We start from the raw sequence: 22,297 nt of genomic DNA, 5'->3' as shown, positions 1-22,297 counted from the left end.
TACAGGTACAGGTACAGGCACGGACGCGGGCACACAACGGGCGAATGGCGGGGCGGCGGGGCACGCTGCTCGGCGCCGCTCTCGTCCTGCTGTCGACGGTCGCGTTCGGCGGCCCGTCGGCGCAGGCGGCGACCACGTCGTCGGCCGCCGCCCCGCTGTGGTTCGACGGGGCCGCGGCGGCCGAGGTGTCGGTGAACGGCACCCGGTTCACCGACGGTTACGGGCGGGAGGTCGTCCTGCGCGGATTCAATGTCTCCGGCGAGACCAAGCTGGAGGAGAACGGCGGCCTGCCCTTCGCGAGCGTGGCCGACGCCCGCGCCTCCGCCACCGCCCTGCGCTCGCTGACCGGCGGCAACGCCGTGCGCTTCCTGCTGTCCTGGGCCCACGCGGAACCCGAACCGGGCAAGGTCGACACCGCCTACCTCAACGCGGCCACCGAGCAGATGAAGGCATTCCTCGACGCCGGGCTACGGGTGTTCCCCGACTTCCACCAGGACCTCTTCTCCCGCCACCTGTTCCACAAGGACAGCTGGTACACCGGCGACGGCGCGCCCCGATGGGCCGTCCAGGCGGGCGGATACCCCGTAGAGTCCTGCGGCATCTGTTTTCTGTGGGGCCAGAACATCACCCAGAACCAGGCGGTCAAGAGTGCCACCCGAGACTTCTGGCACAACCGCGTCCTGAACGTCGGTACGCCCACGGGAACCGTCTCCGTACCCGTACAGGACGCGTTCCTCGACACCGCGCAGAAGACGATGACACACCTCGCGCGCAGTCTCACCGCCGAGCAGTTCGCCGGGGTCGTCGGTTTCAACCCGTACAACGAGCCCTTCGCGGGCGAGTACACCCAGGGGCAGAACAGCCGTACCTGGGAACGGGATCTGCTCTGGCCGTTCTACGAGAAGTTCCGGGCCAGGATGGACGCGGCGGGCTGGCGCGACAAGCCGCTCTACGCGGAACCCAACATGTTCTGGAACGCCAATCTGGACCTCGCCAAACAGCCGGGCGGCTTCCTCGACGCCGGGACCTTCGGGCCGCGTTACGTCTTCAACACCCACTTCTACGACCAGAAGGCCATCTCCAACATCTTCATGTGGGGCAAGGCGGCGGACGGGCAGTACGCCACCGACTTCGGTACGGTACGCGACCGGTCGTCGGCGCTGTCCACCGCCGCGATCGTCAGCGAGTTCGGCCACCCGATGAACGGCCTCACCGCCGACAAGGCGCCCACCGTCGTCAAGGCGATGTACCAGGCACTTGACTCACGTCTGCCCGGGGCGAGTTGGTGGACCAGTGCCGCGCGCTCCGGGCCCGTGCTCTCCTCCACGCAGTGGCAGTGGGACATCTACAGCGGCCGGCACCGCGAGGCGATGAACGGCAACCCGGACAAGATGCTCACCGAGGGCGACGCCTGGAACGACGAGGACCTGTCCGCCGTCGCGCTCGACGCCTCGGGCAAGGCCGTCCTGCGCCAGGACGCCCGGCTGATCGACCGCCTCTACCCGGGGGCCGTGGCGGGCCGTACCCTCGCGTTCGGCTACGAGGACCGCTCCCGCGACGGGAGTTCGGTGCTGAGCTGGAACAGGATCCCCGGCTCCATGCCCAACACCGCCCGGCTGGTGGGCAGTGGCCGGTACGGTGTGCTGGTGTGGCGCTCCGAGGGTGCCACGGCCGCTCCGACACAGCTCCACCTGCCGAACGGCTTCACCGCCTCGTCGACCACGGTCGTCTCCGACCTCGGCACTGTTACCGGACCGCCCGAGTACACCGCGCAGGGTCGCACCGCCGACCATCCCATCGCGTCGGCCGCCGAACCCGGTGCCACCGACGCGCGGCGCCTTCTGCTGTCCGCCCCGGCCGGGGCGGACAGCGCCGGAACACTCCACTACGCGCTGGTCGCGGACGGCACCGCGGCCCCGACCGCCGAGCTGAGGGCGGCGGCCCAGCGCGAGCTGACGGCCTGGGCGGCGGGCGCGGGCTTCCCCGTGTCCTGAGCCACCTGCCAGGGAACGGCGGAGAGCGTTGCAGGAACGGCGAAGAACGGTGGAGAACGGCGGTCGGCACCGGTGGTTACGTCCGGCCGCCGTCGAGGTGTCGGAGCAGCGTCGGAAGGTGGCTGTGCTCCACATCCCTGACCGCGGTGACCAGCGTGACCGGCCGCTCCCGCACGAGGTCCAGGAGGCCGTCGACGGCGGGCCGGTGCGCCGCGTCGTCCAGTTCCCGTCCGTAGCGGGACGCGAACTCCGCGTACCGGGAAGTGTCCTGGTGGTACCAGGAGCGCAGCTCCGCCGAGGGGGCGATGTCCTTGAGCCAGACGTCGAGGCCGGCCCGCTCCTTGGACACACCGCGGGGCCACAGCCGGTCCACCAGCACCCGGGCCGCGTCGGCCGGTGCCCGGGGGCCGGGGGTGTCGTCGTACACCCTCTGTACGGTGAAGGTGCTCATGGCCCACTCCTTCCGAAAGCGCGCGGGGCCGCACCGAGACTCCCGGTCCTTCCAGAGTACGGAGTGTTTCGGAGTGCGGAGTGTTTCGAGGTACGCGCGGGTGTGAGCGGATACGTCCGGCGGCCAGGTTTTTCGGCCCGAGGTCTTGACGTCCGTGAAAACTCCCGCTTAGTTTTCACCCCGAAGACATCAGACGTCTGATGTCCAAGTGTTCCACCGCAAGGAGGTCGACAGCAATGCCGCTGTCCGACGAGATCGCCGAACGCGTGCTGTCCTCGATCATCGAGGGTCAGTATCCGCCGGGAACCGCGCTCCCCGCGGAAGGGGTGCTGGCCGAGGAACACGCGGTCAGCCGGCTCACGGTCCGCGAGGCGGTCAAGGTCCTGCGGTCGCAGAACGTCGTCCGCATCCAGCGCGGACGCGGTACGTACGTCAACGCCCCCGACCAGTGGACCGCGCTCGAACCGATGATCCGCGCCGCCGCCGGGCTGCCCGTGGGCGGTGCGATCCCGGAGAAGCTGATCGAGGCGCGGCAGATGATCGAGATCGGCGCGGCCCGGCTCGCCGCCACCCGGCGCACCGAGGGCGACCTCGCCGACCTCGCCGAGACGCTCGACGAGATGCGGGCAGCCGCCGAGGCGGGCGACACCGAGCAGTTCGTGCAGGCCGACATGGCCTTCCACGACGTGGTGATGCGCGCCTCCGGCAACGCCTTCGTACCGCTGCTCTTCGAGCCCTTCGGACGGCTGCTGATCGAGGCCCGCCGCCAGACCTCCGCGGTGCCCCAGATCCGTACCAACGCCATCCGTCAGCACGAGAACGTGCTGACGGCGCTGCGTTCCGGCGATCCGGAGAAGGCCAGGCTGGCCATGGACGAACACATGGCGCAGACGGCGGACGACCTGCGCACCCATGTCATCGACCGGTCCCCGGACGCCTGACCGGCGCTGACCGGCCTCCGTCCCGTACGGCACACACTCCACACCGGCCCGTACGGCACACACTCGTACACACCGCGCATGCCACACTCCGCCGCATCACAGCACGTCACAGCAGACCGCACCCACCGCCGCCCCCACGCATGTCCCGCACACGAAAGCAGAGCCTCCCATGCTCCACACTCCGCACTTCCCCGAGGCCGCCGACCTGCCGCCGGTCCGCCAGGTCGACCCCGCCGAGGTGGGCGCGGCCATTGCCGGGGGCCGCCGGCTGGTGGTCCTCGACGACGACCCGACCGGTACGCAGACGGTCGCCGACGTCCCCGTTCTGACCACGTGGACGGTCGACGACCTGCGGTGGGCACTGCGCCAGGACAGCACGGCGTTCTTCGTGCTCACCAACACCCGCAGCCTGGCGCCGGACGCCGCCGCCGCCCGTAACCGCGAGATCGTCCGGGCGCTCGCGCTCGCCTCCGCCGCCGAGTCCATCGGATTTGTGCTGGCCAGCCGGGGTGACTCCACACTGCGCGGGCACTTCCCGCTGGAGACGGACGTGCTGGCCGAGGAGGTGCCGGTGGACGGTGTCGTCCTCGTCCCCGCGTACATCGAGGCCGGGCGGCTCACCGTCGGTTCGGTGCACTGGATGCGGACGGCGGACGGGATGCTGCCGGTCGCCGAGAGCGAGTTCGCCAAGGACGCCACCTTCGGATACGCCAACTCCGGCCTCCCGGAGTGGATCGAGGAGAAGACCAGCGGCCGGACACCCGCCAAGGACGTCCTGCGCATCACACTGGACGACCTGCGGGTGGGCGGTCCCGAGCATGTCGCCGGGCTGCTGACCTCGCTGCGCGACGGCCGCACCGCCGTGGCCGACGCGCTCTGCGACGACGATCTGCGGGTGCTGGCGCTCGCCTCGGCCGCCGCAGAGGAGTCCGGCGCCCGGCTGCTGTACCGCGTCGGCCCCTCCTTCGTACGGGCACGGGCCGGCCAGGGCGCCCGCGCCCCGCTCACCGCGGCCGAACTGCGCGCCTTCGGCGGGGAGAGCGCCGAGGAGGCTCCGACGGCCCATGGTCTGATAGCCGTCGGATCCCATGTCGGCCTCACCACACGGCAGTTGGACCGGCTGCGCGAGCGCGGCGGGCTGGCCGAGTTCGAACTCGACGTACCCGCGCTCCTCGACGGGGACCGGCACCGCGCCGCGCATATCGCCGATGTGGCGCGTCAGTGTGCCGAGGCGCTCGCCGCCGGCGATGTGATCCTGCGGACGACCCGCGCGTTGGTCACCGGGGACGGCGCCGACGACTCGCTCGCCATCGCCCGTTCCGTGTCGGCCGCGATGGTCGAGGCCGTCCGCGCGATCACCGCCGCACGGCGGCCCGCCTTCGTCGTCGCCAAGGGCGGCATCACATCGAGCGATGTGGCGACCGAGGGGCTCGACATCCGCCGCGCCTGGGCCCGCGGCACACTGCTGCCGGGGATCGTCTCGCTCTGGGAGCCCGTGTCGGGCCCGAGCGTCGGCATCCCGTACATCGTGTTCGCCGGGAACGTCGGTGGCGAGGACGCGCTCGCCGACGCCGTCGCGCTGCTCAGGAGCCGATGATGTTGCTGTACGGCACCGACGTGCTGACCGCGGCTGCCCGCGAGGGCACCGCGCTGCCGGGCTTCGTCGCCTACAACCTCGAAACGGTGCAGGCCATCGTGGCCGCCGCCGAGACCTCCGGCCGTCCCGTGCTGCTCCAGGCGGGGTCGAGCGCGTTCCGGCACGCGGGCCGCGAGGCGCTGATGGCGCTCGCGCTGGACGCCGCCCGCCGGTCGACGGCCCGGATCGGCGTACACCTCGACCACAGCAGGGACCTGGCCGAGATCACCGCCTGTATCGAGGCGGGCTACACCTCGGTCATGGTCGACGGCTCGCACCTGCCCTTCGCCGAGAACGTGGCGCTCACCCGCGCCGCCGTGCGGCGCGCGCACGACGCGGGCGTCTGGGTCGAGGCGGAGCTGGGCGCCCTCGCCGGCGACGAGGACGTGTCGACCGGCGCGACGGCGGCGGGCGGATCGATGACCGACCCCGGACAGGCCGCCGAGTTCGTCGCCGCCACCGGGGCGGACGCGCTCGCCGTCGCGGTCGGCAACGTCCACGGCTTCACGGCCGAGCCGGTACGCCTCGACCTCGACCGGCTGGAGCGCATCGGGGCGCTGGTCCCCGTACCGCTCGTCCTGCACGGCGCGAGCGGCCTGCCCGAGGCGGAACTCCTCGGGGCGCTGCGGCGCGGGGTCGCGAAGGTCAACGTCAACGCGGAGCTGCGCCGCTCCTATCTGGCCGCCGTCGTCTCCGTACTGCCCGAGGCCCTCCCCGGCTCGGATACCGTCGCCACCTGGTCGGCGGCGCGCGACGCGGTGACGGCGACGGCGCTGCGCGTCACCGAGCTGCTCGCGTCGCGCGGCTGAGATCCCTGCGGATCCGACCACCCGAACCACTCGCATCCCCGCCCCCGCCGTATCGCGCGAGCCACAAGAACCACCCGAGCCACAAGAACCACCCGCCGCAAGAACCACCCGAACCGCAAGAACCACCCGAGCCACAAGAACCATCCGGATCCCCCCCGGCACCTCCCGCCCCTCGCACCCCCAAGGAACCCGCATGTCCTCAACCACTCCCACCGCCTCCCCGCGCGTCGCCGTCATCGGCCTCGGCGCGATGGGCCTGCCGATGGCCCGGCACCTGGCCGGCGCCCTGCCCGTGACCGCCTTCGACATCTCGGAGGAACGGCGCGCGCTGGCCGTCGCCGGGGGCGCCGCCGAGGCCGCCACCCCCGCCGAGGCCGCGCGGGACGCCGATGTCGTGCTGCTCGCGGTACGGGACCGGGCCCAGGTCGACAGCGCGCTGTTCGGCGAGGAGGGCGTGGTGACGACGGTCCGCTCCGGCGCGGTCGTCGTGCTGACCAGCACAGTCGGCCCCGAGGCGGCCGTCGCCACGGCCGCCTCGCTCGCGGAGTACGGTGTCCTGCTCGTGGACGCCCCGGTCAGCGGCGGCCCGACCCGCGCCGGCAACGGCGATCTGCTGATCGTCGTCGGCGCCGAGCCCACCGCCCTCGAAGCGGCCGGCCCCGTCCTGGACCGGCTCGCCTCGACGCTCACCGTCATCGGCTCCCGGCCCGGCGACGGCCAGGCGCTCAAGGCCATCAACCAGCTGCTCGCCGGTGTGCACATCGCCGCGGCCGCCGAGGCCGTCGCCCTGGCACGCGGTGTCGGACTGGACCCGGCGACCGTGATCGACAGCCTCAGCCAGGGCGCGGCGGGCTCGTTCATGTTCGCCGACCGGGGCCCGCGTATGGCGCAGGCGTACGGGGACGACGCCGATTCCGTCGAGGTCCGCTCCCGGCTCGACATCTTCGTCAAGGACATGGGGATCGTGACCGGGATCGCGAAGAACGCGCATGTGCCGGTGCCGCTCGCCGCCGCCGCCGAGCAGCTCTTCCTGCTGGGTGAGCGGGCCGGGCTGGCGGGCCGTGACGACTCGTCCGTCGTGACCGTGCTGTCACCGGTGGACGGTGGGGAACGATGAGTCACAACTCCCTTCTGCTGATAGCCGCGGCGGGCGTCGCCCTGCTGCTCCTGCTGATCATCAAGGCCAAGGTCCAGCCCTTCGTGGCGCTCATGGTCGTCAGCATCGGTGTGGCACTCGCCGCGGGTGTGCCCGCCGCGGAGCTGGTGTCGACCATCGAAGAGGGCATGGGCTCGACGCTCGGCCATATCGCCACCATCATCGCGCTCGGCGCGATGATCGGCCGGATCATCGAACTCTCCGGTGGTGCCGCCGCGTTGGCGCACTCCCTCATTGCCCGCTTCGGCGAGAGACGCACTCCGCTGGCGCTCACCGTCGCCGGATTCCTGCTGGGCATCCCGGTCTTCTTCGAGGTCGGCCTGATCATCCTGATGCCGATCGCGTACGGCGTCGCCCGCGCCTCGCGCAAACCACTGCTCGTCTACGCGCTGCCGATGAGCGCCGCGATGCTCACCGTTCACGCCTTCCTGCCCCCGCACCCGGGCGCGGTCGCCGCCGCCTCGACGATCGGAGCGGACCAGGGCTGGGTACTGCTCTTCGGTATTCCGCTGACCGCCGTGGTGGTCCTCCTCGGCTATCTGCTCTCCCTGCGCATGACCCGCCGTGAATACACACTGGCGGCCGATGTACGGGAGAAGGTGTACGGGGACGGTGGCGCGGACGGCGAGTCCGCGCACGAGGGGCCGGACGGCCTGCCCGCGGCCACCGCCGCGAACCCGCCCTCCTTCGCCATGATCGTCAGCCTGATCGTCACCCCGATCGCCCTGATCCTGCTGGGCACCATCGGTACGAACACACTGGCCGAGGGATCGGTCCTGCGCGCCGTCCTGACCGTGCTGGGCGCGCCGATGGTCGCCCTGCTGATCGCGGCGGCGCTGGCCGCGTACTTCCTGGGCGTACGGCGTGGCTGGACGCGCGGTCAGATCTCCACGGTGATGGGTTCGGCGCTGCCCGGTGTGGCGATGGTGATCCTGGTGGCGGGCGCGGGCGGTGTGTTCGGCAAGGTCCTGGTGAAGACGGGGATCGGTGACGCGGTCGCCGATATGCTGGACCGCACCGGACTGCCGCTCCTGGCACTCGCCTTCGTGATGACCCTGCTGCTCCGCGCGGTCCAGGGCTCGGCGACCGTCGCACTGGTGGCGACCGCCGGTCTCATCACCCCCCTCCTGCACCGCACCGATCTGTCGGCGCAGCAACTGGCCCTGGTCTGCCTGGCGATGGGCGCGGGCGCCCTGGCCATGTCGCACATCAACGACGCCGGGTACTGGATGTTCACCAAGCTGGTGGGGCTGGACGTCGGGGACGGTCTGCGTACCTGGACCGTACTGACGACGGCGATGGGTGTGGCCGGGTTCGCGCTGACGGGCCTGCTCTGGCTGGTCGTCTAGGACCGGGAGCCGGCACACCGCTCCCAACCCGCACCACCCCCACGCACACGGCTCCGCCGACCGTTCCGTCCCGCCGGGAAACCGGCGGGACAGGACCCGGCGGAGCCGTTCCGTCCCACCCGCCCGGCCCCGCCGCCACCGTCTCTCACCGGGGCAGTCGCAGCCGTCTGCCCCGGGCCGCGTGGGCGCCCCGGCGGCGCCGGGTGTGGGTGGCCAGCAGATAGATGGTGGCGAGGACGGCGACGGCCTCGGCGATGACCGCGAGCCGCTTGTCGGTGAACCAGACGGGCTCGTACATGTTGGGGAACGGCCCCAGCGTCCCGACGTCGACATAGCGGTACACCAGCAGCAGCGCCAGCCCTCCCGTGGCGACGGACCACGCGAAGAGGTCGCCCGGCAGTCTGCGCCAGACCAGCACCAGCAGCGCGGCGAGCGCGGCCAGCCCCGCCTCGATCCGGAAGAGATCGCCCTGGCTGACGCTCTCGGAGACGGCGTCGTACCGGTCGGCGAGGTGCGCGTGGAGATAGGCGTCCCAGGCGAGGGCGGCGGCCGCCAGCAGCCGGGCCGCCACTCGCAGCGGACGGAAGTTCCGCCAGGAGCGGGTGGGTACGCCGGTGATGACCGAGGACATCGCTGCTCCCAGGGGTGAGTGGCCGGTGGCGGCCGCACCGTCCACTAGACGGCATGCCGGGGGGCCGGGCCACCGGGCAGAGCCGTCCGGCGTAGCCGAAGTCAGCACCCCGATCGTGCGGGCGCCCGTGCCCCGTGGGCGGGACCGGCTGTTCACCGGGTGGAGTTGGACCCGTACGAAGGAGCTTGACGCCGTGTACGCAACAGAACGGAACCGAAGGTTCCGGCCGCCCGTGTCACCGCGCGGCGGGCAGCGCCGCCGGACGCCGCAGCGCGGGACCGCCGGCCGGATCGGCCGCTGGACCGCGCTGGCGGCGGCTTTCCTGGTGCTGGGCACGGCCGCGTCGGGCGGCTGGTTCTACAACCGGCTCGGCGGCAACATCAAGGCGGTGGACGGCGCGCTCGGCGACAACCGGCCGGGAGGCGGCGGCGAGAACATCCTGGTCATCGGGTCGGACAGCAGACAGGGGCTGGGCGACCGGTACGGCAGGGGCCTGACCTCCATGCAGTCCGACACCCTGATGCTGCTGCACCTCGGCGGCAGTGGAAAATGGGCCACGGTGGTGTCGTTCCCCCGTGACTCGTGGGTACGGATCCCGGCCTGCGGCCAGGGCGCCGGGGCCGTCTCCGTACCGCAGGAGTCCAAGATCAACGCGGCGTTCGCGATCGGCGGCTCCGGTGGCGACACCGCGTCCGCCGCCGCCTGCGCGATCAGGACCGTCGAGCTGAACACCGGGGTCGGCATCGACCACTTCATGATCGTGGACTTCCGCGGCTTCGCCGGGATGGTCGACGCGCTCGGCGGCGTCGAGGTCTGTTCCGAGCGCCCCATCCACGACACCCGGGCGGGTCTCGACCTCCCGGCGGGCTGCCGGACGGTGGGCAGCGAGCAGGCCCTCGGCTATGTACGGGCCCGCTACAGCCTCGGGGACGGATCCGACATCGGCCGGATCGGCCGCCAGCAGGACTTCATGCGGGCGCTGGCCACCAAGGCGAAGGACCGGCTCCACGAACCCCGGGCGCTGTACGGATTCCTCGACGCGGCCACCGCCTCGCTGACCACCGACCGGGCGCTGGCCGGAGTGGCGCCCCTCTACCGGCTGGCCTCCGACATCAAGGGCGTGGCGACCGACCGCATCTCGTTCCTGACGGTCCCGCACTACCCCCGGCAGCGGGAGGTCCCCGGGGACACCGCGAACGTCCTGTGGGACGGGCCCGCCGCGCGACGGCTGTTCACCGCGCTCGCCCAGGACCGCGAGACGACCGGGGAGAAGCCGCGGAAGACGCCCGACCGGCTGCCGCCGTCCGCCGGCAGCGTCCCGGTCACGGTGCTCAACGGCACCTCGGTCCCCGGCCGGGCCCGGGACACCGCCGCCCGGCTGGGCGCGCTCGGGTTCCGTATCACCGCCACCGGCAACGCGCCCGCGCTCGCCGAGCGGTCCGCCCTCACCTACCCCGAGGGCCTCGCAGCCGAGGCGCGGGTCCTGGCCGCGCACCTTCCCGGGCTGGTGCCGGTCCTCTCGGGTACGGCGGCGCCCGGTACGGTCACCCTCACCATCGGCCCCGATCTGCCCGCGCCCACCGGGTGAGCGGTCAGCGCGACGGCGCCAGCGACAGCAGCGCCTCGTACGCCCCCTGGAGGAACCGCTGAGCGCTTCCCGGGCCCGTGTTCACCAGCGCGACCAGGGCGGTGCGGTGGTCCGGACAGAACCCGGCGAAGGAGCTGAAGCCACGGGTGCCGCCGGAGTGGTGGTAGACATCGCCGCCCGGCCTGACCCGGATGTTCCAGACGAGCGCCAGCCGCCGGGTGCCGCCGCGCAGGGCGAGCCGCGGCCGTACGACATCCGTCAGCGCGGCCCGCAGCGACGGCGGCGGGCCGGGGCGGCCCGGCGGATCCCCGGGCCCACCGTCCGTCAGCGCGTCGAGCAGGGCCAGCAGATCGCGGGCGCTGGAGCGGACGGCGCCCGCTCCGGCGAGGCCGGGGATCCGCCAGGGCGGCCTGGCGCGCTCATGCCAATAGCCGGTCGCCTGCGTGGCCCGCCCGGCCTCGGGCGAGCCGGTGGTGTGGCGCAGCCCGAGCGGCTCCAGCACCCGGGCCGCGAGGAGGTCCCCGTACCCCCGGTGACCGGGCGCGGCCACCGTGAGGAGATGACCGAGCAGCCCCACCCCGAAGTTGGAGTACCGCACCCGCTCGCCGGGCCGGGCACGCGGGCGGGTCGCGGCGAGCGAGCGCAGCAGATCATCGGTGGAGAAACGCGCGTACGGATTGGTGAACCACTCCCGGACGGCCGTCGCCGGCAGACCGGGCGGCTGCCGGGGCAGCCCCGAGGTATGGGTGACCAGATGGAGCGGGGTGATGGGCCCGCCGCGGGCGCGGGGCAGCGCCTCGGGCGGCAGGAACCGGGCCAGCGGGTCGCCGTACCCGATCTCGCCCCGGGCGACCTGCTCGGCCAGGAGCAGCGCGGTGAAACACTTGGTGAGCGAACCGGTCTCGAACAGCGTGTCGGCCGTGACCGGCACCCCGCCGTCGCGCTCGGTGGCGCCGAAGGTGACGACGGCCCGCCGGTCGTCCCGGCGCAGCGCGACGGCGACCGCGCTCCCGGCGGGGGCCAGGGCCCGCAGCGCGGCGGCGGGCCCGGCCGCCCAGTCGGGGGCCCTGGCCTCGCCGGGCGCCTTGATCTCGTACAACGCCCCGGCCGTCCGTACGGTCATGCCGCCCGCGCCCCGAGCGCGCGCGAGACGGCGAGCGTGCCGGCGACCGCCGCGACCACGGTGGGATGGTGGTGCGTGTGGAAGCGGTGGGCGGCGTCGCCCTCGACGGGATCGCTGCTGCGCGGCACGAGCCCGTCCTTGTGCTGGATCCGGTCCAGCTGTTCCCAGGCCGAAGGGGCGGCGGGCGGTACGGGCAGACAGTCGCCGACGATCAGCAGCTCGCCCATCAGGTCCCACTCGCCGATCTCGGTCCAGACGTCCAGCCAGACCGGCAGCCAGTGGTCCAGATATCCGGCGATGTCCTCCGGCAGCCCCGAGGGGAGACGGCCCCAGTCGGTGAGGTGGAAGACGGTGTGCGTCATGTTGTAGCCGCCCATCCAGTCGATGAGCCACGGTTCGGGGACCGCGCCGAGCCAGGTGGCGCGCGTCAGCCCGGTCCAGTCGACGGGGTAGCTGTCGTGCTCGAAGCCGCCGACCCGGATCGCGTTGGCCACGGCGAGACGCCGGTTGGGCATCGCCTCCGAGGAACGGGCGGAACGGAGCGAGGTGGTGTGCGCGAGCAGCCGGTCCAGGGCCTCGTGGCGGATCCCGCAGCGGGCGAAGTGGACGTAGGTCTCCAGCGGGTCGCTCATCAGCGGATAGCGCAGCAGCCGCTCGTGCAGCAGATCGCCGCCGCGCAGCTGCTTCCAGCAGAAGTCCAGCAGCTCGCGGGCGAGCCGCAGTTCGGTGGCGCCCGCCACCCCCTCGCGCAGGACGAGCGAGGCGGCCAGCGCGGTCTCGCCCAGCGGCTTGTAGGCGTTGTCGGGATCGGAGAGTTCGGCGGTGCTGTCGGGCGGGAGCATGCCGTACTCGCGGTTCGTGTGCAGCCAGGCCAGGGCCTGGGAGGTGATCCGGTGGGCGTTCTGCGTGAGCGACATGGCCATGGCGGAGGTCGGTCCGATCTCGTACGGGGTGGGTCGGGGTCTCGTACGGGTGGGGCGGGCTCAGCCGACGATCAGCCGACGGGAGATGGCGGTGTCCAGCGCCACGCGGTCACCGCCGGACGTCAGCCCGATGTGCTCCACCAGCGGCGCCGGGTCGAGCGGCAGCGCCACACCGTCCGCGCGCAGCCACGCCAGCCAGCGCACGATCCGCGCGGCGGTCGGATAATCCCTGCGCAGTACGGCCCGGGTGGCCCCGCGTGACAGGGCCAGCGGGGCGGCGCGGGCCGCGTCGTGCACGGGCCCGTCGAGACCCGGCAGGGCCAGGGTGGACAGTTGCCCCATCCGGACCGACCAGGCGGGCCAGTCGGCGATCTCCCCGGAGGCGGGGTCGGTGACCGAGGGCGGGGCGGGTCGCGGCGCTGCCACCCGTTCGGCCGCACTGCTCGCGAGGGCGGTCAGCAGGGTGACGGTGGCCCAGTCGCGCCAGGCCATGACCCAGGGTTCCTCGGGGCCGGTGGGCGGCGAGGGCGTCACCTCCTGCGAGGGCGGCAGCGCGGTGAAGGACAGGGCCACGGCCTCCGCGTCCTGCGGATGCAGGGCGACCCCCGCCAGCAGGGCGGGGGCGAAGGTGTCGGCGCCGATGATCCGGATGGCGGCCAGCGCCGCGCCGGGATCCTGCGCGTTCTGCACGTGCTCGGCGACCATGGCCGTGCTCCCGGCGCCCCGAAGGGCACCGAGAGCACGTCGTGCCAGGCCGGCCGCTGATGCGTGATAGGCCACCGTCGGCCGGTCGGGACTCACCGGCTCTTCGGCTCCTTGGGCTCGCTCGGGGAGAGTGCGAGCAGCAGGCCGAGCAGCAGCAGGCCCGCGCCTTCCGGCGCGTATCCCGGCGCGTCGCTGACCGGGGTCTCCGGCTCGGCCATGGCCGATGCCAAAGAGGTCGTGTCGAGGGTGATTTCTCCAGGCCTGATGTACGTGGAAAGCATCGTGGGCTCCTGAGGTAGATGCCATAGCCCCTACGGGCAATGCCATAATCAACTCTAGGGCTAATCGGACAAATCGGCTAATGGGGAAGAAAGTTGATCCTTCAACTCGCGATCGTTCAACGCGCGACTTCTCTTCGGAACCCCGTGACCTGCGTGTCCCTCAATCGACGACATGGAAGGGGACGGTCGTCACCACGATCTTCGGCAGATGCCGCAGCGCCCGTTTCAGCCGTCCCGCCAGCGGGCTGTGGAGCAGACGATGCCACCAGTGACGTACGACGATCTCCGGAATGATGACCGTGATGGTCAGATCCGGGCGCTGATGGTGCAGCGACTCGATATAACTGATCAGAGGCGCCACCACCGCGCGATAGGGCGAGACGACGATCCGCAGCGGCAGATGGTCGCCCCACAGCAGCCAGGCGGCCCGGAAGCGCTCGGCGTCCTCGTCGCTCAGGGCGACATGCAGGGCGAGGACGGGCTGTTGGAGGGAGGCGGCGTAGGCCAGCGCGCGCATGCTCGCCAACTGCAACGCGTCGACCGGTACGACGGACAGATGGCGGATCTCCTCAGGGGTCTCCTCGGCCTCGGTCCCGACTCCGTTCCCGGCTCCCGTCTCGGCTCCCGTCTCGGCTCCGATTCCGCCCTCGATCCCGCCCTCAACTCCGTTCCCGGCTCCGGCCTTCGCCCCTGACGGAGCCTCAAGCGGGCGCCCCGGCGGTGTGCTGGGCGCGCACGGCGGCGCCAGCGTACCGCCGGGAATCTCGATCAGCCGGGGATGCAGCCGCAGAGCCGCCGCCACCCGGTCGTAATGGCGTCGGATCCGGGTCGTCACCAGCAGGAACACGGCGACGGTGAGGATCGCCACCCAGGCCCCCTCCTGGAACTTGGTGATGCCCGCCGTGATGAACACGATCGCCGAGAGCAGGGCGCCCGTCGCGTTGAAGCACAGGCTCTTGCGCCAGTGCCGGTCGCGCCGGCGCCACCAGTGCACCACCATGCCGCTCTGCGACAGCGTGAACGCGAGGAACACCCCGACGGCGTACAGCGGGATCAGCGCCGCAGTCCTGCCCTCGAACGCGACATAGACCAGCGCCGCCGCCACCGACAGCAGGATGATCCCGTTGCTGAACGCCAGCCGGTCGCCCAGCCGCGTGAAGATCTTCGGCGCGTGCCGGTCGCGCGCCAGCAGGAACAGGACGCGCGGGAAGTCGTTGTACGCGGTGTTCGCGGCCAGCAGCAGCACCAGCGCCGTCGCCGCCTGGACGAAGACGTACATGAAGCCGGATCCAAAACTCAGCCGGGCCAGTTGCGACAGCACGGTCTCCTCCGACCTCGGGACGACGCCCTGGAGGTGCACCAGCGCGACCGTACCGGCGAACAGCGCGATCAGCAGCCCGATCATCCAGGACAGCGTCGTGCGCGCGTTGCGCCAGGCGACGGGCTGGAACGCGGGCACGGCGTTGGAGATCGCCTCGATCCCCGTCATCGCCGTCGAACCGGACGCGAAGGCCCGCATCACCAGCAGCAGTCCGACCCCCTCGGCGAGGTGTGTGGGCGGCGGCGGTACGGGCTCGAAGTCACGGCCCGCCGCGTCGTACAGCCCCGCCGCCACCAGGGCCGCGATGGCGATGACGAAGGCGTAGGTCGGTGCCGAGAACAGCGCGCCCGCCTGCCGGACACCCCGCAGATTCCCCGCCAGCAGCAGGGCGATGACCAGAACACCGATCGACACGGCCTCGTCCGCCAGCCCGGGGAGCGCCGAGGTGACCGCGGCCATCCCGGACGAGACGGAGACCGCGACGGTCAGGATGTAGTCCGTCATCAGCCCGGCCGCCGCCACCAGCCCCGGCAACCGCCCCAGATTGTCGGTGGCGACGATGTACGAACCCCCGCCGTGCGGATAGGCGCGGATCGTCTGACGGTACGACAGGCCGACGGCCAGCATCAGCAGGACGATCGCCAGGGCCACCGGCACCGAGTACGCCAGCCCCGCGGCGCCGCCGAGGACCAGGACCGCGAGCATCGCCTCGGGGCCGTACGCCACCGACGACAGCGCGTCGGCGGAGAGCACCGGCAGCGCCACCAGCTTGCGCATCCGCTCCCGGACGATCGCGGTGCTGCGCAGCGGTGCCCCCAGCAGCGCGCGCCGGACCCGCGTGCCGAACCGGCCGGGCAGGGCCGTACTCGATCCGTCGCCCGTTCCCGGGGGACGTACGGCGGACGGCGGGGGCGCGACGAGCGGCGGGACACGGACGAACCGGCCGAAGCGCGGCGGCACGACCTGCGCGCGCTCCGGATAGTCGCCCGCGTCGGGGTCCACGGGCAGCGCGCGGCGCCAGGCGCCGGGGGAGGCCGAGACCCGCCCCCACTCCCGGCCCACCAGCCGCAGCAGTGTCGACCGCTCCGCGTCGGGCTCCGGCGGGACCGGCCCGCCGGCGTCCTCCCGCGCTCTCTGGGTATCCGTCACATCCGTGAGTCTCTGCGGCGGACCGGGTCATCGGCGCCACCGGCGGGGGACGACACACGGGCGGAATCCCCGACAACCCGTTCGGTGGTACGGACCCGGCGGCGGCCGGGTGGCCGTACCGCTACCGCTGTGCGGGGAAGGAGGTCGGGAAGGAGGACCCGCCGTACATGTTCATCGTGCGCTCCAGCTCCCGCAGGACTTGTTCGGCGGTCCTGCTCACATCGGCGGGCACGTCACCGCGTTCTCTTATGAGCAGGGCGTAGATCGGCGCGTCGGTATCAACGAAGCTCACGGCGAAACGCTTCCTTCCAGGCAGGTGACGCTTCCCGGTCGGTTCGGGAGCGCTGGCGAGTGTACGGGGCCGGACCGGCCCCGCGCACGGTACTACGGTCGGAAAGGCCCCGGGACAGGCGTCCGCCACCGTCCCGGAACCTGCTTCCGGAACGGTGGCCGACCGCTGCCACGAGGGTTACTGATTGGTCTTCGGCAGCCCCGGCGGGTTCAGCTCGGAGGACGTGACGGCTTCGTTGTCCAGCCCCCAGCGGTCGAGGACCTTCTTGTACGAGCCGTCCTCGATGACGGTGTCGAGGGCGCCCTGAAGGGCCTTGACCAGACCGTTGTCCTTCTTGGTGGTGGCCGCGATCTCCCCCTGGACGTCCGCCCCGCCGCCCGAGTACGTACCGACGATCTCCGTCTGCCCGGCGGAGGCGACATGGTAGGCGGCGCTCGGGTTCGGGCCGAGATAGGCGTCCAGGCGCCCGGAGCCGAGGGCGAGGTAGTAATCCGTCGCATTCTGGTAGTACTTGATATTGGTGGCCTTGAGGCCCTTTTTCGCGTTCTGCTCGCTCCAGGTGACCAGCAGCTTCTCCTGGTTGGTGCCGGATCCGACACCGATGGTCTTCCCCGCGACGTCCTCGGGCTTCCTCACCGTCCAGCCGGAGCCCTTCCTGGCCTCGAACGCGAGGTTGTCCAGCCGGTAGGTGGCGAAGTCGTACTTCTCCTTGCGCTCCTCGGTGACGGTGATATTGCTGAAACCGGCGTCGTACTTGCCGCTGTCGAGACCGACGAAGATGTTCGCCCAGTCGACCGAGTTGTAGTGGAGTTTGAGCCCGAGCACATCCGCGACGAGTGACGCGATGTCGGGCTCCACCCCGATCACGGTCTTGTCGTCGGTGGCGTAGAAGCTCAGCGGCGGAGTGGAACCGGTCGAACCGACGACCTCCAGCGTGCCCCGCTCGCGGACCGCCGCCGGGACCAGGGCCGCGAGGGAGTCCACCTTGGCCGCGGTGACCCGGTTCTGGTCGGGGCTCGGATTGATCGAGGAATCACCGGAGCCCGAGCCCTTCGCGGCGATCTTCTCGGTGGCCTCCTGGGCCGAGTTGCCGCAGGCGGTGAGGGAGAACGCGGTGACCAGACCGAGGAAGGAGGCGGTGGTACGGACGAGGGCGCGGCTGGACGTCATGGAGGGCTCCTTGCTGAGAAGACGGATGGCACGGGGACGGCGCGGGTGGTACCGCGGGACGAGGGGGGGCGAGCGGTGACAGGTGACCGGGAGGGTCACAGAACCTTGGAGAGGAACGCCTTGGTGCGCTCGTGCCGGGGACGGTCGAGAACCTCCGCGGGCGGGCCCTGCTCGACGATCACTCCCTCGTCCATGAAGACGACGGTGTCGGCGACCTCGCGGGCGAAGCCGATCTCATGGGTGACCACGATCATCGTGGTGCCGCTGAGCGCCAGGTCCTTGATGACATCGAGGACCTCACCCACCAGCTCCGGGTCGAGCGCCGAGGTCGGCTCGTCGAAGAGCAGCACCTTGGGCTCCAGCGCGAGCGCGCGGGCGATGGCCACCCGCTGTTGCTGGCCACCGGAGAGCTGACGGGGGTACGCCCCCGCTCTGTCCGCGAGCCCGACGCGCTCCAGCAGCGCCGCGGCCTGCTCGACGGCTTCCTTACGAGGTCGCCGCAGCGCCGAGACAGGCGCCTCGATGATGTTCTCGATGACGGTGAGATGCGGGAAGAGATGGAAGTTCTGGAAGACGAAGCCGATATGGAGACGCTGCTTGAGCACCTCCCGCTCCTTCAGCTCATGGAGCACCTGGCCGGACCGGCGGTAGCCGATCAGCTCGCCGTCGATGCCGATGTGGCCCCGGTCGAGCTTTTCGAGGTGGTTGATGGAGCGCAGCAGGGTGGATTTTCCCGACCCCGAGGGGCCGACCACCACGGTCACCTCGCCCGTACGGACCTGGAGATCGACCCCGCGCAGCACGTCGAGTGTGCCGAAACTCTTGTGGACGCCGCGCACATCGACCATCAGAGCGCTGTCGGTGCTCATTTCCCGATCCCTCCGGTGGTGGCCGTAGCCCGCATCCTGTGGGTGAAGGCCCTGGCCCGCTGGAGCGGGGTGGGCGGGGGAGTGCGTTCGGCGCCGCGCGCGAAGTGCCGCTCCACGTAGTACTGGGCGATGGACAGCAGGGTGGTGAGGAGGATGTACCAGACCGTGGCGACCATCAGCAGCGGGACGACCCGGCCGTTGCGGCCGTAGATCACCTGTACTTGGTAGAACAACTCGCCGATGGCCATCACGGAGACGATCGAGGTGCCCTTGAACAGGGAGATGACCTCATTGGCCGCGTTGGGCAGGATGGAACGCATCGCCTGTGGCAGCAGGATACGGCGGAGCTGACGCAGCCGGGGGATCCCCAACGCGGCGGCGGCCTCCAGCTGCCCGCTGTCGACGGAGATGATCCCACCCCGGATGATCTCCGCCGCGTACGCCGCCTGATGCAGCGCGAGTCCGAGGACGGCGGCCGACAGGGCGCCGACCAGATTCATCGTGTCGAAGCTCCACAGGACCGGGCCGAAGGGGATCCCGATGCCCAACTCCTTGTAGAGATAGGCGAGATTGAACCAGAACAGCAGCTGCACGATCAGCGGGATGGAACGGAAGGCCCAGATGTACGTCCAGGCGACCGTCTGGAGGATGGCGCTGTGCGACAGCCGCATCACCGCGAGGACCACGCCGAGGGCGAAGCCGAGCACCGTGCCGTAGACGGTGAGCTGGAGCGTCACCCCGACGGCCTTCAACACGGTGTCGGTGGTGAGATAGAGGAAGAAGACCTCCCACTCCCAGCCCGGGTTGGTGACCAGACCGTGGGCGAACTGGGCGAGGACGACCAGTACGGCCACCCCCGCCACCCACCGCCAGTAGTGGCGTGCGGGAACGACCTTCAGCGCGGCGGGATCCCCGTCGCCGGGATCGGTGCCGAGGCCGTCGGATCCGGCAGGGCCGTCGGACGGGTTCCGTGGCGAGGGCACCACCGGCGGAGCGGCGGATTCGGTCGGCGCTGCGGGTGTGGCCGGTGGTCCGGCGGAGACGATGGCCGGTGGTCCGGGGGAAAGCGCGTCCGGGTTTTCGACGGGAAGTGTGTCCGGTGGTTCGGCGGATACGGACGCTGACGCGTTCGTCGCGGCGCCGGTTGCGGTGTTCATCAGGGCTCCTGCCGCTCGGTCTCGGGCTGTCGCGTGGGTACGGGCGGACCGGTCAGGGATTCCCCGGTGGCCGGTGTCCCTGCGGGCCGGCGTCCTTGCCCGCACTGTCGACAAGGTATTTCTCGAAGGGCAGCGGGCCGATGGTCTCCGGATCGGCGCCCGTGTCGAACAACGCCGTGTATCCGGCCGCCAGATACAGCCCACGGGCCTCCGGCTGGCGCGGCCCGGTGGTGAGATAGACCCGGCGGTATCCGCGCTCGGCGGCGATGCGCTCCAGCTCGGTGACCACCTGCCGGGCGAGCCCGCGCCGCCGGTGGGCGGAGTGGGTCCAGATCCGCTTCAGCTCGGCGGTACCACCGTCGTACCGGCGGAACGCCCCTCCCGCGACCGGTTCGCCCTTTTCCAGCAGCAACAGCAGTACACCGTAGGGTGGTTCGAACTCCTCGGCCGGATAGCGCGCCAGCTCGCCGTGCGCGTCCTTGCCGTACCGGGTGGAGTACTCGTGCCCCAGCTCGCGCAGCATCGGCGCGACCAGCGGATCGGTGACGGACGTCCGCAGCCAGGTGGGTGCGCCGGGTTCGGCGACGGAGGTCATCGGCCGGCCTCGACGAGCCGGGTCCCACCGGCGGCGCGCTCGGCGTCACGCCGGGCGACCCCTTCGCGTACCAGCGGGATGACATGGCGGCCGAAGTCGATCGCGTCGCCCAACAGGTCGTAACCGCGGGCGGAGATGATGTCCACACCGATGTCGTAGTAGTCCAGCAGCGCCTGTGCGACCGTCTCCGGTGTGCCGACCAGCGCATTGGAGTTTCCCGCGCCCCCGGTGGCGGCGGCGGTCGGGGTCCAGAGCGCCCGGTCGTAGCGCTCGCCCTCCCGGGCGATCGAGAGCAGCCGCTGCGACCCGGAGTTCTCCGGCTCGCCCCGGCGGTGGTGCCGTACCACGGTTGAATCACCCTTCGCCGTACGGGCCTTGATGACGTCCACCGTCCGGTACGCCTTCTCCCAGGCCAGTTCCTCGGTGGGGGCGATGATCGGCCGGAACGCCACCTGGACGCGCGGCGGTGTCGTACGTCCCGCCGCGAGCGCCGCCGCCCGTACCGCCGCGATCTGCTCCGCGGTCTTCTCCAGCGGCTCGCCCCACAGGGCGTAGATGTCCGCCTCCGCGCCGCCCGCCGCGTATGCCGCGGGTGAGGATCCTCCGAACGAGACGTCGGGGCGCGGCTGTTGGACCGGGAAGACATCGCTGACGAAGTCATGGAACTGGTAGTGCTCGCCCTCGTGGTCGAAGGGCTCGTGCGTGGTCCAGATCCGCTTCACGATCTCGATGTACTCGCGTGTGCGGGTGTAGCGCTGGTCCTTGGTGAGGGTGTCCCCCTCGCGCCCCTGTTCGTGATCGTTTCCGCCGGTGATGAAGTGCACCGTGAGCCTGCCGTCGCTGATCCGGTCCAGCGTCGCGAAAGTCTTCGCGGCGAACGTCGGGTACGAGACATTCGGCCGGTGTGCCAGCAGGATCTGGAGCTTGTCGAGCCGGGAGGCGATGTACGCGGCAGCCGGAGCGGGGTCGGGCGAGCCGGAACCGTACGCGAACAGCACCCGGTCCCAGCCGTGGTCCTCATGGGCACGGGCGAGCTTGAGCGTGTATTCCTTGTCGAACGAGGCACCCGAGCGGGGGTTCGTCTCCGAACCGTCGTGGGTGGCGGCGATACCGAGGAACTCCACAGGCATGACGGACCTTTCGCGCAGAATAGAAGAAGTGCCCTAGCCAGAGCGGTACTTGACCGGGCCTCATATACCGGTGGCAGACAGATGGCATGCGGACATGACGAACCGTTGGTGGTACGGGGCGGGGCTGGGGCCGCGCGTGACGGCACGGCGCGTCAGGGGTACGGCGGCAGCACATGCCCGGTGGGAGCGGGGAAACTCGGTTCGCTACAGGGTCACCGGGGGAGGGGAGGGGAGGGGCCGGTCGGGCGGCCCGCTGCCGGGTCAGGCGTAACAGGAGGCGGACCACACTCGACCGAAGTCGATGTGTCCGCGGGTGACCAACGGCAGCTGCTTCTGCATGGAGCCAATTCAGCACGGGAATTCGGCTTAAGTCAACACGTGCTCACAGGATGGTCGTACGGGGACGCCCCGTCACCGGCGCACGGTCCCGCGCGCTCCGGTCGCGGCCGACGGGCTCGGGGGAGAGCCTGGAAGCGGTCAGCAGTCCGGCAGCGAGAGGAACGATCCCAGGTGAACAGTGTGGACCGGCCCACGGACGAGGTCGTGGTGGCGATCGGAGACGGGGCCAAGGAGGACGCGCACGCGGTGTTCGGAGCGCTCCGGACCGCGTTCGGCTGCGACCGCGCGGCCGAGGACGTCCCGATGGAGGTGCCGGGGAAGCGGCCTACGGTATGGATCGCGACCTTCGACGCGTCGGACGTACGGGACGAACCCACCCCCGCGCGGCTGACGGCACCGGTCGTGGTGACCCTTCAGGGCGGCTACGCGGCGGTGGAGAGCATGCGCAGAAGCCTGACGTCCGCGTTTGCCGTGCGGGTCGTCGGCACGGCGTCCGGGGACCAGGAGGAGGAGATCCAGCTGCGGCTGGAGAGCCGGTAGACCCCTGGGCCGCGCCGAGGTGCCGTGTCGGGCACCGATGTACGCGTCCGTTCGTGTGCGCGCCGTTCGTGTGCGCGCCGTTCGTGTTGCGGAGTGTGTCCGGCGGGGTGACGCTGTGGATGACTCGGAAGTGACTGTCGCTCACGCT

At 71.3% G+C, this 22,297-nt stretch carries 21 protein-coding genes; 8 read left to right on the top strand and 13 right to left on the bottom strand.

Annotated elements, in window-relative coordinates:
* Positions 1-44: 44 nt before the first annotated feature.
* Positions 45-1,994 (top strand): cellulase family glycosylhydrolase, encoded by a 1,950-nt coding sequence (locus tag ACIP8W_RS21555; RefSeq protein WP_402204196.1) that lies wholly within the window; start codon positions 45-47, stop codon positions 1,992-1,994.
* Positions 1,995-2,070: 76 nt separating this feature from the next.
* Here ACIP8W_RS21555 and ACIP8W_RS21550 read toward each other — a convergent pair whose 3' ends face one another.
* Positions 2,071-2,445: a DUF488 domain-containing protein gene (locus ACIP8W_RS21550; protein WP_402204194.1), complete on the bottom strand. Its 375-nt coding sequence runs from the start codon at positions 2,443-2,445 to the stop codon at positions 2,071-2,073.
* A 236-nt stretch (positions 2,446-2,681) separates the two neighbouring features.
* Between ACIP8W_RS21550 and ACIP8W_RS21545 the strand changes: the two genes are divergently transcribed.
* The 5 genes from ACIP8W_RS21545 (at position 2,682) to ACIP8W_RS21525 (ending at position 8,336) form a co-directional block, all read left to right on the top strand.
* Positions 2,682-3,386 (top strand): FadR/GntR family transcriptional regulator, encoded by a 705-nt coding sequence (locus tag ACIP8W_RS21545; protein ID WP_401955819.1) that lies wholly within the window; start codon positions 2,682-2,684, stop codon positions 3,384-3,386.
* Positions 3,387-3,555: 169 nt separating this feature from the next.
* Positions 3,556-4,983: a four-carbon acid sugar kinase family protein gene (locus ACIP8W_RS21540; protein WP_401955820.1), complete on the top strand. Its 1,428-nt coding sequence runs from the start codon at positions 3,556-3,558 to the stop codon at positions 4,981-4,983.
* Positions 4,980-5,831: a class II fructose-bisphosphate aldolase gene (locus ACIP8W_RS21535; protein ID WP_402204192.1), complete on the top strand. Its 852-nt coding sequence runs from the start codon at positions 4,980-4,982 to the stop codon at positions 5,829-5,831. The genes ACIP8W_RS21540 and ACIP8W_RS21535 overlap by 4 nt, the downstream gene beginning before the upstream one ends.
* 193 nt (positions 5,832-6,024) lie before the next feature.
* The gene (locus tag ACIP8W_RS21530; protein WP_402204190.1) at positions 6,025-6,948 is read left to right on the top strand and encodes an NAD(P)-dependent oxidoreductase; all 924 of its coding nucleotides are present in this window, start codon (positions 6,025-6,027) and stop codon (positions 6,946-6,948) included.
* Positions 6,945-8,336 (top strand): GntP family transporter, encoded by a 1,392-nt coding sequence (locus ACIP8W_RS21525; RefSeq protein WP_401955823.1) that lies wholly within the window; start codon positions 6,945-6,947, stop codon positions 8,334-8,336. Before ACIP8W_RS21530 ends, ACIP8W_RS21525 begins: the two co-directional genes overlap by 4 nt.
* Before the next feature lie 145 nt (positions 8,337-8,481).
* Here the strand turns inward: ACIP8W_RS21525 and ACIP8W_RS21520 are convergent, their stop codons facing one another.
* Positions 8,482-8,967 (bottom strand): hypothetical protein, encoded by a 486-nt coding sequence (locus ACIP8W_RS21520; RefSeq protein WP_402204188.1) that lies wholly within the window; start codon positions 8,965-8,967, stop codon positions 8,482-8,484.
* Between the two features lie 232 nt (positions 8,968-9,199).
* Between ACIP8W_RS21520 and ACIP8W_RS21515 the strand changes: the two genes are divergently transcribed.
* Positions 9,200-10,555: an LCP family protein gene (locus tag ACIP8W_RS21515; protein WP_401955825.1), complete on the top strand. Its 1,356-nt coding sequence runs from the start codon at positions 9,200-9,202 to the stop codon at positions 10,553-10,555.
* A gap of 4 nt (positions 10,556-10,559) precedes the next feature.
* Here the strand turns inward: ACIP8W_RS21515 and ACIP8W_RS21510 are convergent, their stop codons facing one another.
* The 11 genes from ACIP8W_RS21510 to ACIP8W_RS21460 all read right to left on the bottom strand — a co-directional run bounded on the left by ACIP8W_RS21510 (position 10,560) and on the right by ACIP8W_RS21460 (position 21,270).
* The gene (locus tag ACIP8W_RS21510) at positions 10,560-11,678 is read right to left on the bottom strand and encodes a serine hydrolase domain-containing protein (protein ID WP_402204186.1); all 1,119 of its coding nucleotides are present in this window, start codon (positions 11,676-11,678) and stop codon (positions 10,560-10,562) included.
* Positions 11,675-12,601 (bottom strand): DUF6895 family protein, encoded by a 927-nt coding sequence (locus ACIP8W_RS21505; RefSeq protein ID WP_401955827.1) that lies wholly within the window; start codon positions 12,599-12,601, stop codon positions 11,675-11,677. Before ACIP8W_RS21505 ends, ACIP8W_RS21510 begins: the two co-directional genes overlap by 4 nt.
* A gap of 60 nt (positions 12,602-12,661) precedes the next feature.
* Entirely contained in the window at positions 12,662-13,306 is a 645-nt protein-coding gene (locus tag ACIP8W_RS21500) for a hypothetical protein (protein WP_402204184.1), read from the bottom strand.
* 92 nt (positions 13,307-13,398) lie between these two features.
* Entirely contained in the window at positions 13,399-13,587 is a 189-nt protein-coding gene (locus tag ACIP8W_RS21495; protein WP_401955829.1) for a hypothetical protein, read from the bottom strand.
* 160 nt (positions 13,588-13,747) lie between these two features.
* Positions 13,748-15,685 carry an APC family permease gene (locus ACIP8W_RS21490; protein WP_402204272.1) on the bottom strand — a complete coding sequence of 646 codons (1,938 nt, stop codon included), beginning with the start codon at positions 15,683-15,685 and terminating at the stop codon, positions 13,748-13,750.
* A 493-nt stretch (positions 15,686-16,178) separates the two neighbouring features.
* Positions 16,179-16,349 carry a hypothetical protein gene (locus ACIP8W_RS21485; RefSeq protein WP_401955830.1) on the bottom strand — a complete coding sequence of 57 codons (171 nt, stop codon included), beginning with the start codon at positions 16,347-16,349 and terminating at the stop codon, positions 16,179-16,181.
* Positions 16,350-16,526: 177 nt separating this feature from the next.
* On the bottom strand, positions 16,527-17,519 hold the full coding sequence (locus ACIP8W_RS21480) for an ABC transporter substrate-binding protein (protein WP_401955831.1): 993 nt from the start codon (positions 17,517-17,519) through the stop codon (positions 16,527-16,529).
* Between the two features lie 95 nt (positions 17,520-17,614).
* Entirely contained in the window at positions 17,615-18,388 is a 774-nt protein-coding gene (locus tag ACIP8W_RS21475; RefSeq protein WP_401955832.1) for an amino acid ABC transporter ATP-binding protein, read from the bottom strand.
* Positions 18,385-19,545 carry an amino acid ABC transporter permease gene (locus ACIP8W_RS21470; RefSeq protein ID WP_402204181.1) on the bottom strand — a complete coding sequence of 387 codons (1,161 nt, stop codon included), beginning with the start codon at positions 19,543-19,545 and terminating at the stop codon, positions 18,385-18,387. Before ACIP8W_RS21470 ends, ACIP8W_RS21475 begins: the two co-directional genes overlap by 4 nt.
* 52 nt (positions 19,546-19,597) lie before the next feature.
* On the bottom strand, positions 19,598-20,140 hold the full coding sequence (locus ACIP8W_RS21465) for a GNAT family N-acetyltransferase (protein ID WP_402152616.1): 543 nt from the start codon (positions 20,138-20,140) through the stop codon (positions 19,598-19,600).
* The gene (locus ACIP8W_RS21460) at positions 20,137-21,270 is read right to left on the bottom strand and encodes an LLM class flavin-dependent oxidoreductase (RefSeq protein WP_401955835.1); all 1,134 of its coding nucleotides are present in this window, start codon (positions 21,268-21,270) and stop codon (positions 20,137-20,139) included. Before ACIP8W_RS21460 ends, ACIP8W_RS21465 begins: the two co-directional genes overlap by 4 nt.
* A gap of 510 nt (positions 21,271-21,780) precedes the next feature.
* Here ACIP8W_RS21460 and ACIP8W_RS21455 point away from each other — a divergent pair.
* Positions 21,781-22,149 carry a hypothetical protein gene (locus ACIP8W_RS21455; RefSeq protein WP_401955836.1) on the top strand — a complete coding sequence of 123 codons (369 nt, stop codon included), beginning with the start codon at positions 21,781-21,783 and terminating at the stop codon, positions 22,147-22,149.
* The last annotated feature ends 148 nt before the right edge of the window (positions 22,150-22,297 follow it).

The sequence above is a fragment of the Streptomyces sp. NPDC088554 genome (assembly GCF_044752945.1).
Lineage (GTDB): Bacteria > Actinomycetota > Actinomycetes > Streptomycetales > Streptomycetaceae > Streptomyces.
Note: the sequence above shows the minus strand (reverse complement) of the source record. Positions and strands in the feature narration are given on the sequence as shown.

Bases quoted from the DNA above. Each gene is read 5' to 3' on its own strand.
- ACIP8W_RS21490 (WP_402204272.1), bottom strand. From the start codon at position 15,685: ATGCGCAAGCTGGTGGCGCTGCCGGTGCTCTCCGCCGACGCGCTGTCG.
- ACIP8W_RS21460 (WP_401955835.1), bottom strand. From the start codon at position 21,270: ATGCCTGTGGAGTTCCTCGGTATCGCCGCCACCCACGACGGTTCGGAG.
- ACIP8W_RS21555 (WP_402204196.1), top strand. From the start codon at position 45: ATGGCGGGGCGGCGGGGCACGCTGCTCGGCGCCGCTCTCGTCCTGCTG.
- ACIP8W_RS21535 (WP_402204192.1), top strand. From the start codon at position 4,980: ATGATGTTGCTGTACGGCACCGACGTGCTGACCGCGGCTGCCCGCGAG.
- ACIP8W_RS21550 (WP_402204194.1), bottom strand. From the start codon at position 2,445: ATGAGCACCTTCACCGTACAGAGGGTGTACGACGACACCCCCGGCCCC.
- ACIP8W_RS21505 (WP_401955827.1), bottom strand. From the start codon at position 12,601: ATGGCCATGTCGCTCACGCAGAACGCCCACCGGATCACCTCCCAGGCC.
- ACIP8W_RS21540 (WP_401955820.1), top strand. From the start codon at position 3,556: ATGCTCCACACTCCGCACTTCCCCGAGGCCGCCGACCTGCCGCCGGTC.
- ACIP8W_RS21470 (WP_402204181.1), bottom strand. From the start codon at position 19,545: ATGAACACCGCAACCGGCGCCGCGACGAACGCGTCAGCGTCCGTATCC.
- ACIP8W_RS21465 (WP_402152616.1), bottom strand. From the start codon at position 20,140: ATGACCTCCGTCGCCGAACCCGGCGCACCCACCTGGCTGCGGACGTCC.
- ACIP8W_RS21495 (WP_401955829.1), bottom strand. From the start codon at position 13,587: ATGCTTTCCACGTACATCAGGCCTGGAGAAATCACCCTCGACACGACC.
- ACIP8W_RS21520 (WP_402204188.1), bottom strand. From the start codon at position 8,967: ATGTCCTCGGTCATCACCGGCGTACCCACCCGCTCCTGGCGGAACTTC.
- ACIP8W_RS21500 (WP_402204184.1), bottom strand. From the start codon at position 13,306: ATGGTCGCCGAGCACGTGCAGAACGCGCAGGATCCCGGCGCGGCGCTG.
- ACIP8W_RS21510 (WP_402204186.1), bottom strand. From the start codon at position 11,678: ATGACCGTACGGACGGCCGGGGCGTTGTACGAGATCAAGGCGCCCGGC.
- ACIP8W_RS21475 (WP_401955832.1), bottom strand. From the start codon at position 18,388: ATGAGCACCGACAGCGCTCTGATGGTCGATGTGCGCGGCGTCCACAAG.
- ACIP8W_RS21525 (WP_401955823.1), top strand. From the start codon at position 6,945: ATGAGTCACAACTCCCTTCTGCTGATAGCCGCGGCGGGCGTCGCCCTG.
- ACIP8W_RS21480 (WP_401955831.1), bottom strand. From the start codon at position 17,519: ATGACGTCCAGCCGCGCCCTCGTCCGTACCACCGCCTCCTTCCTCGGT.
- ACIP8W_RS21545 (WP_401955819.1), top strand. From the start codon at position 2,682: ATGCCGCTGTCCGACGAGATCGCCGAACGCGTGCTGTCCTCGATCATC.
- ACIP8W_RS21530 (WP_402204190.1), top strand. From the start codon at position 6,025: ATGTCCTCAACCACTCCCACCGCCTCCCCGCGCGTCGCCGTCATCGGC.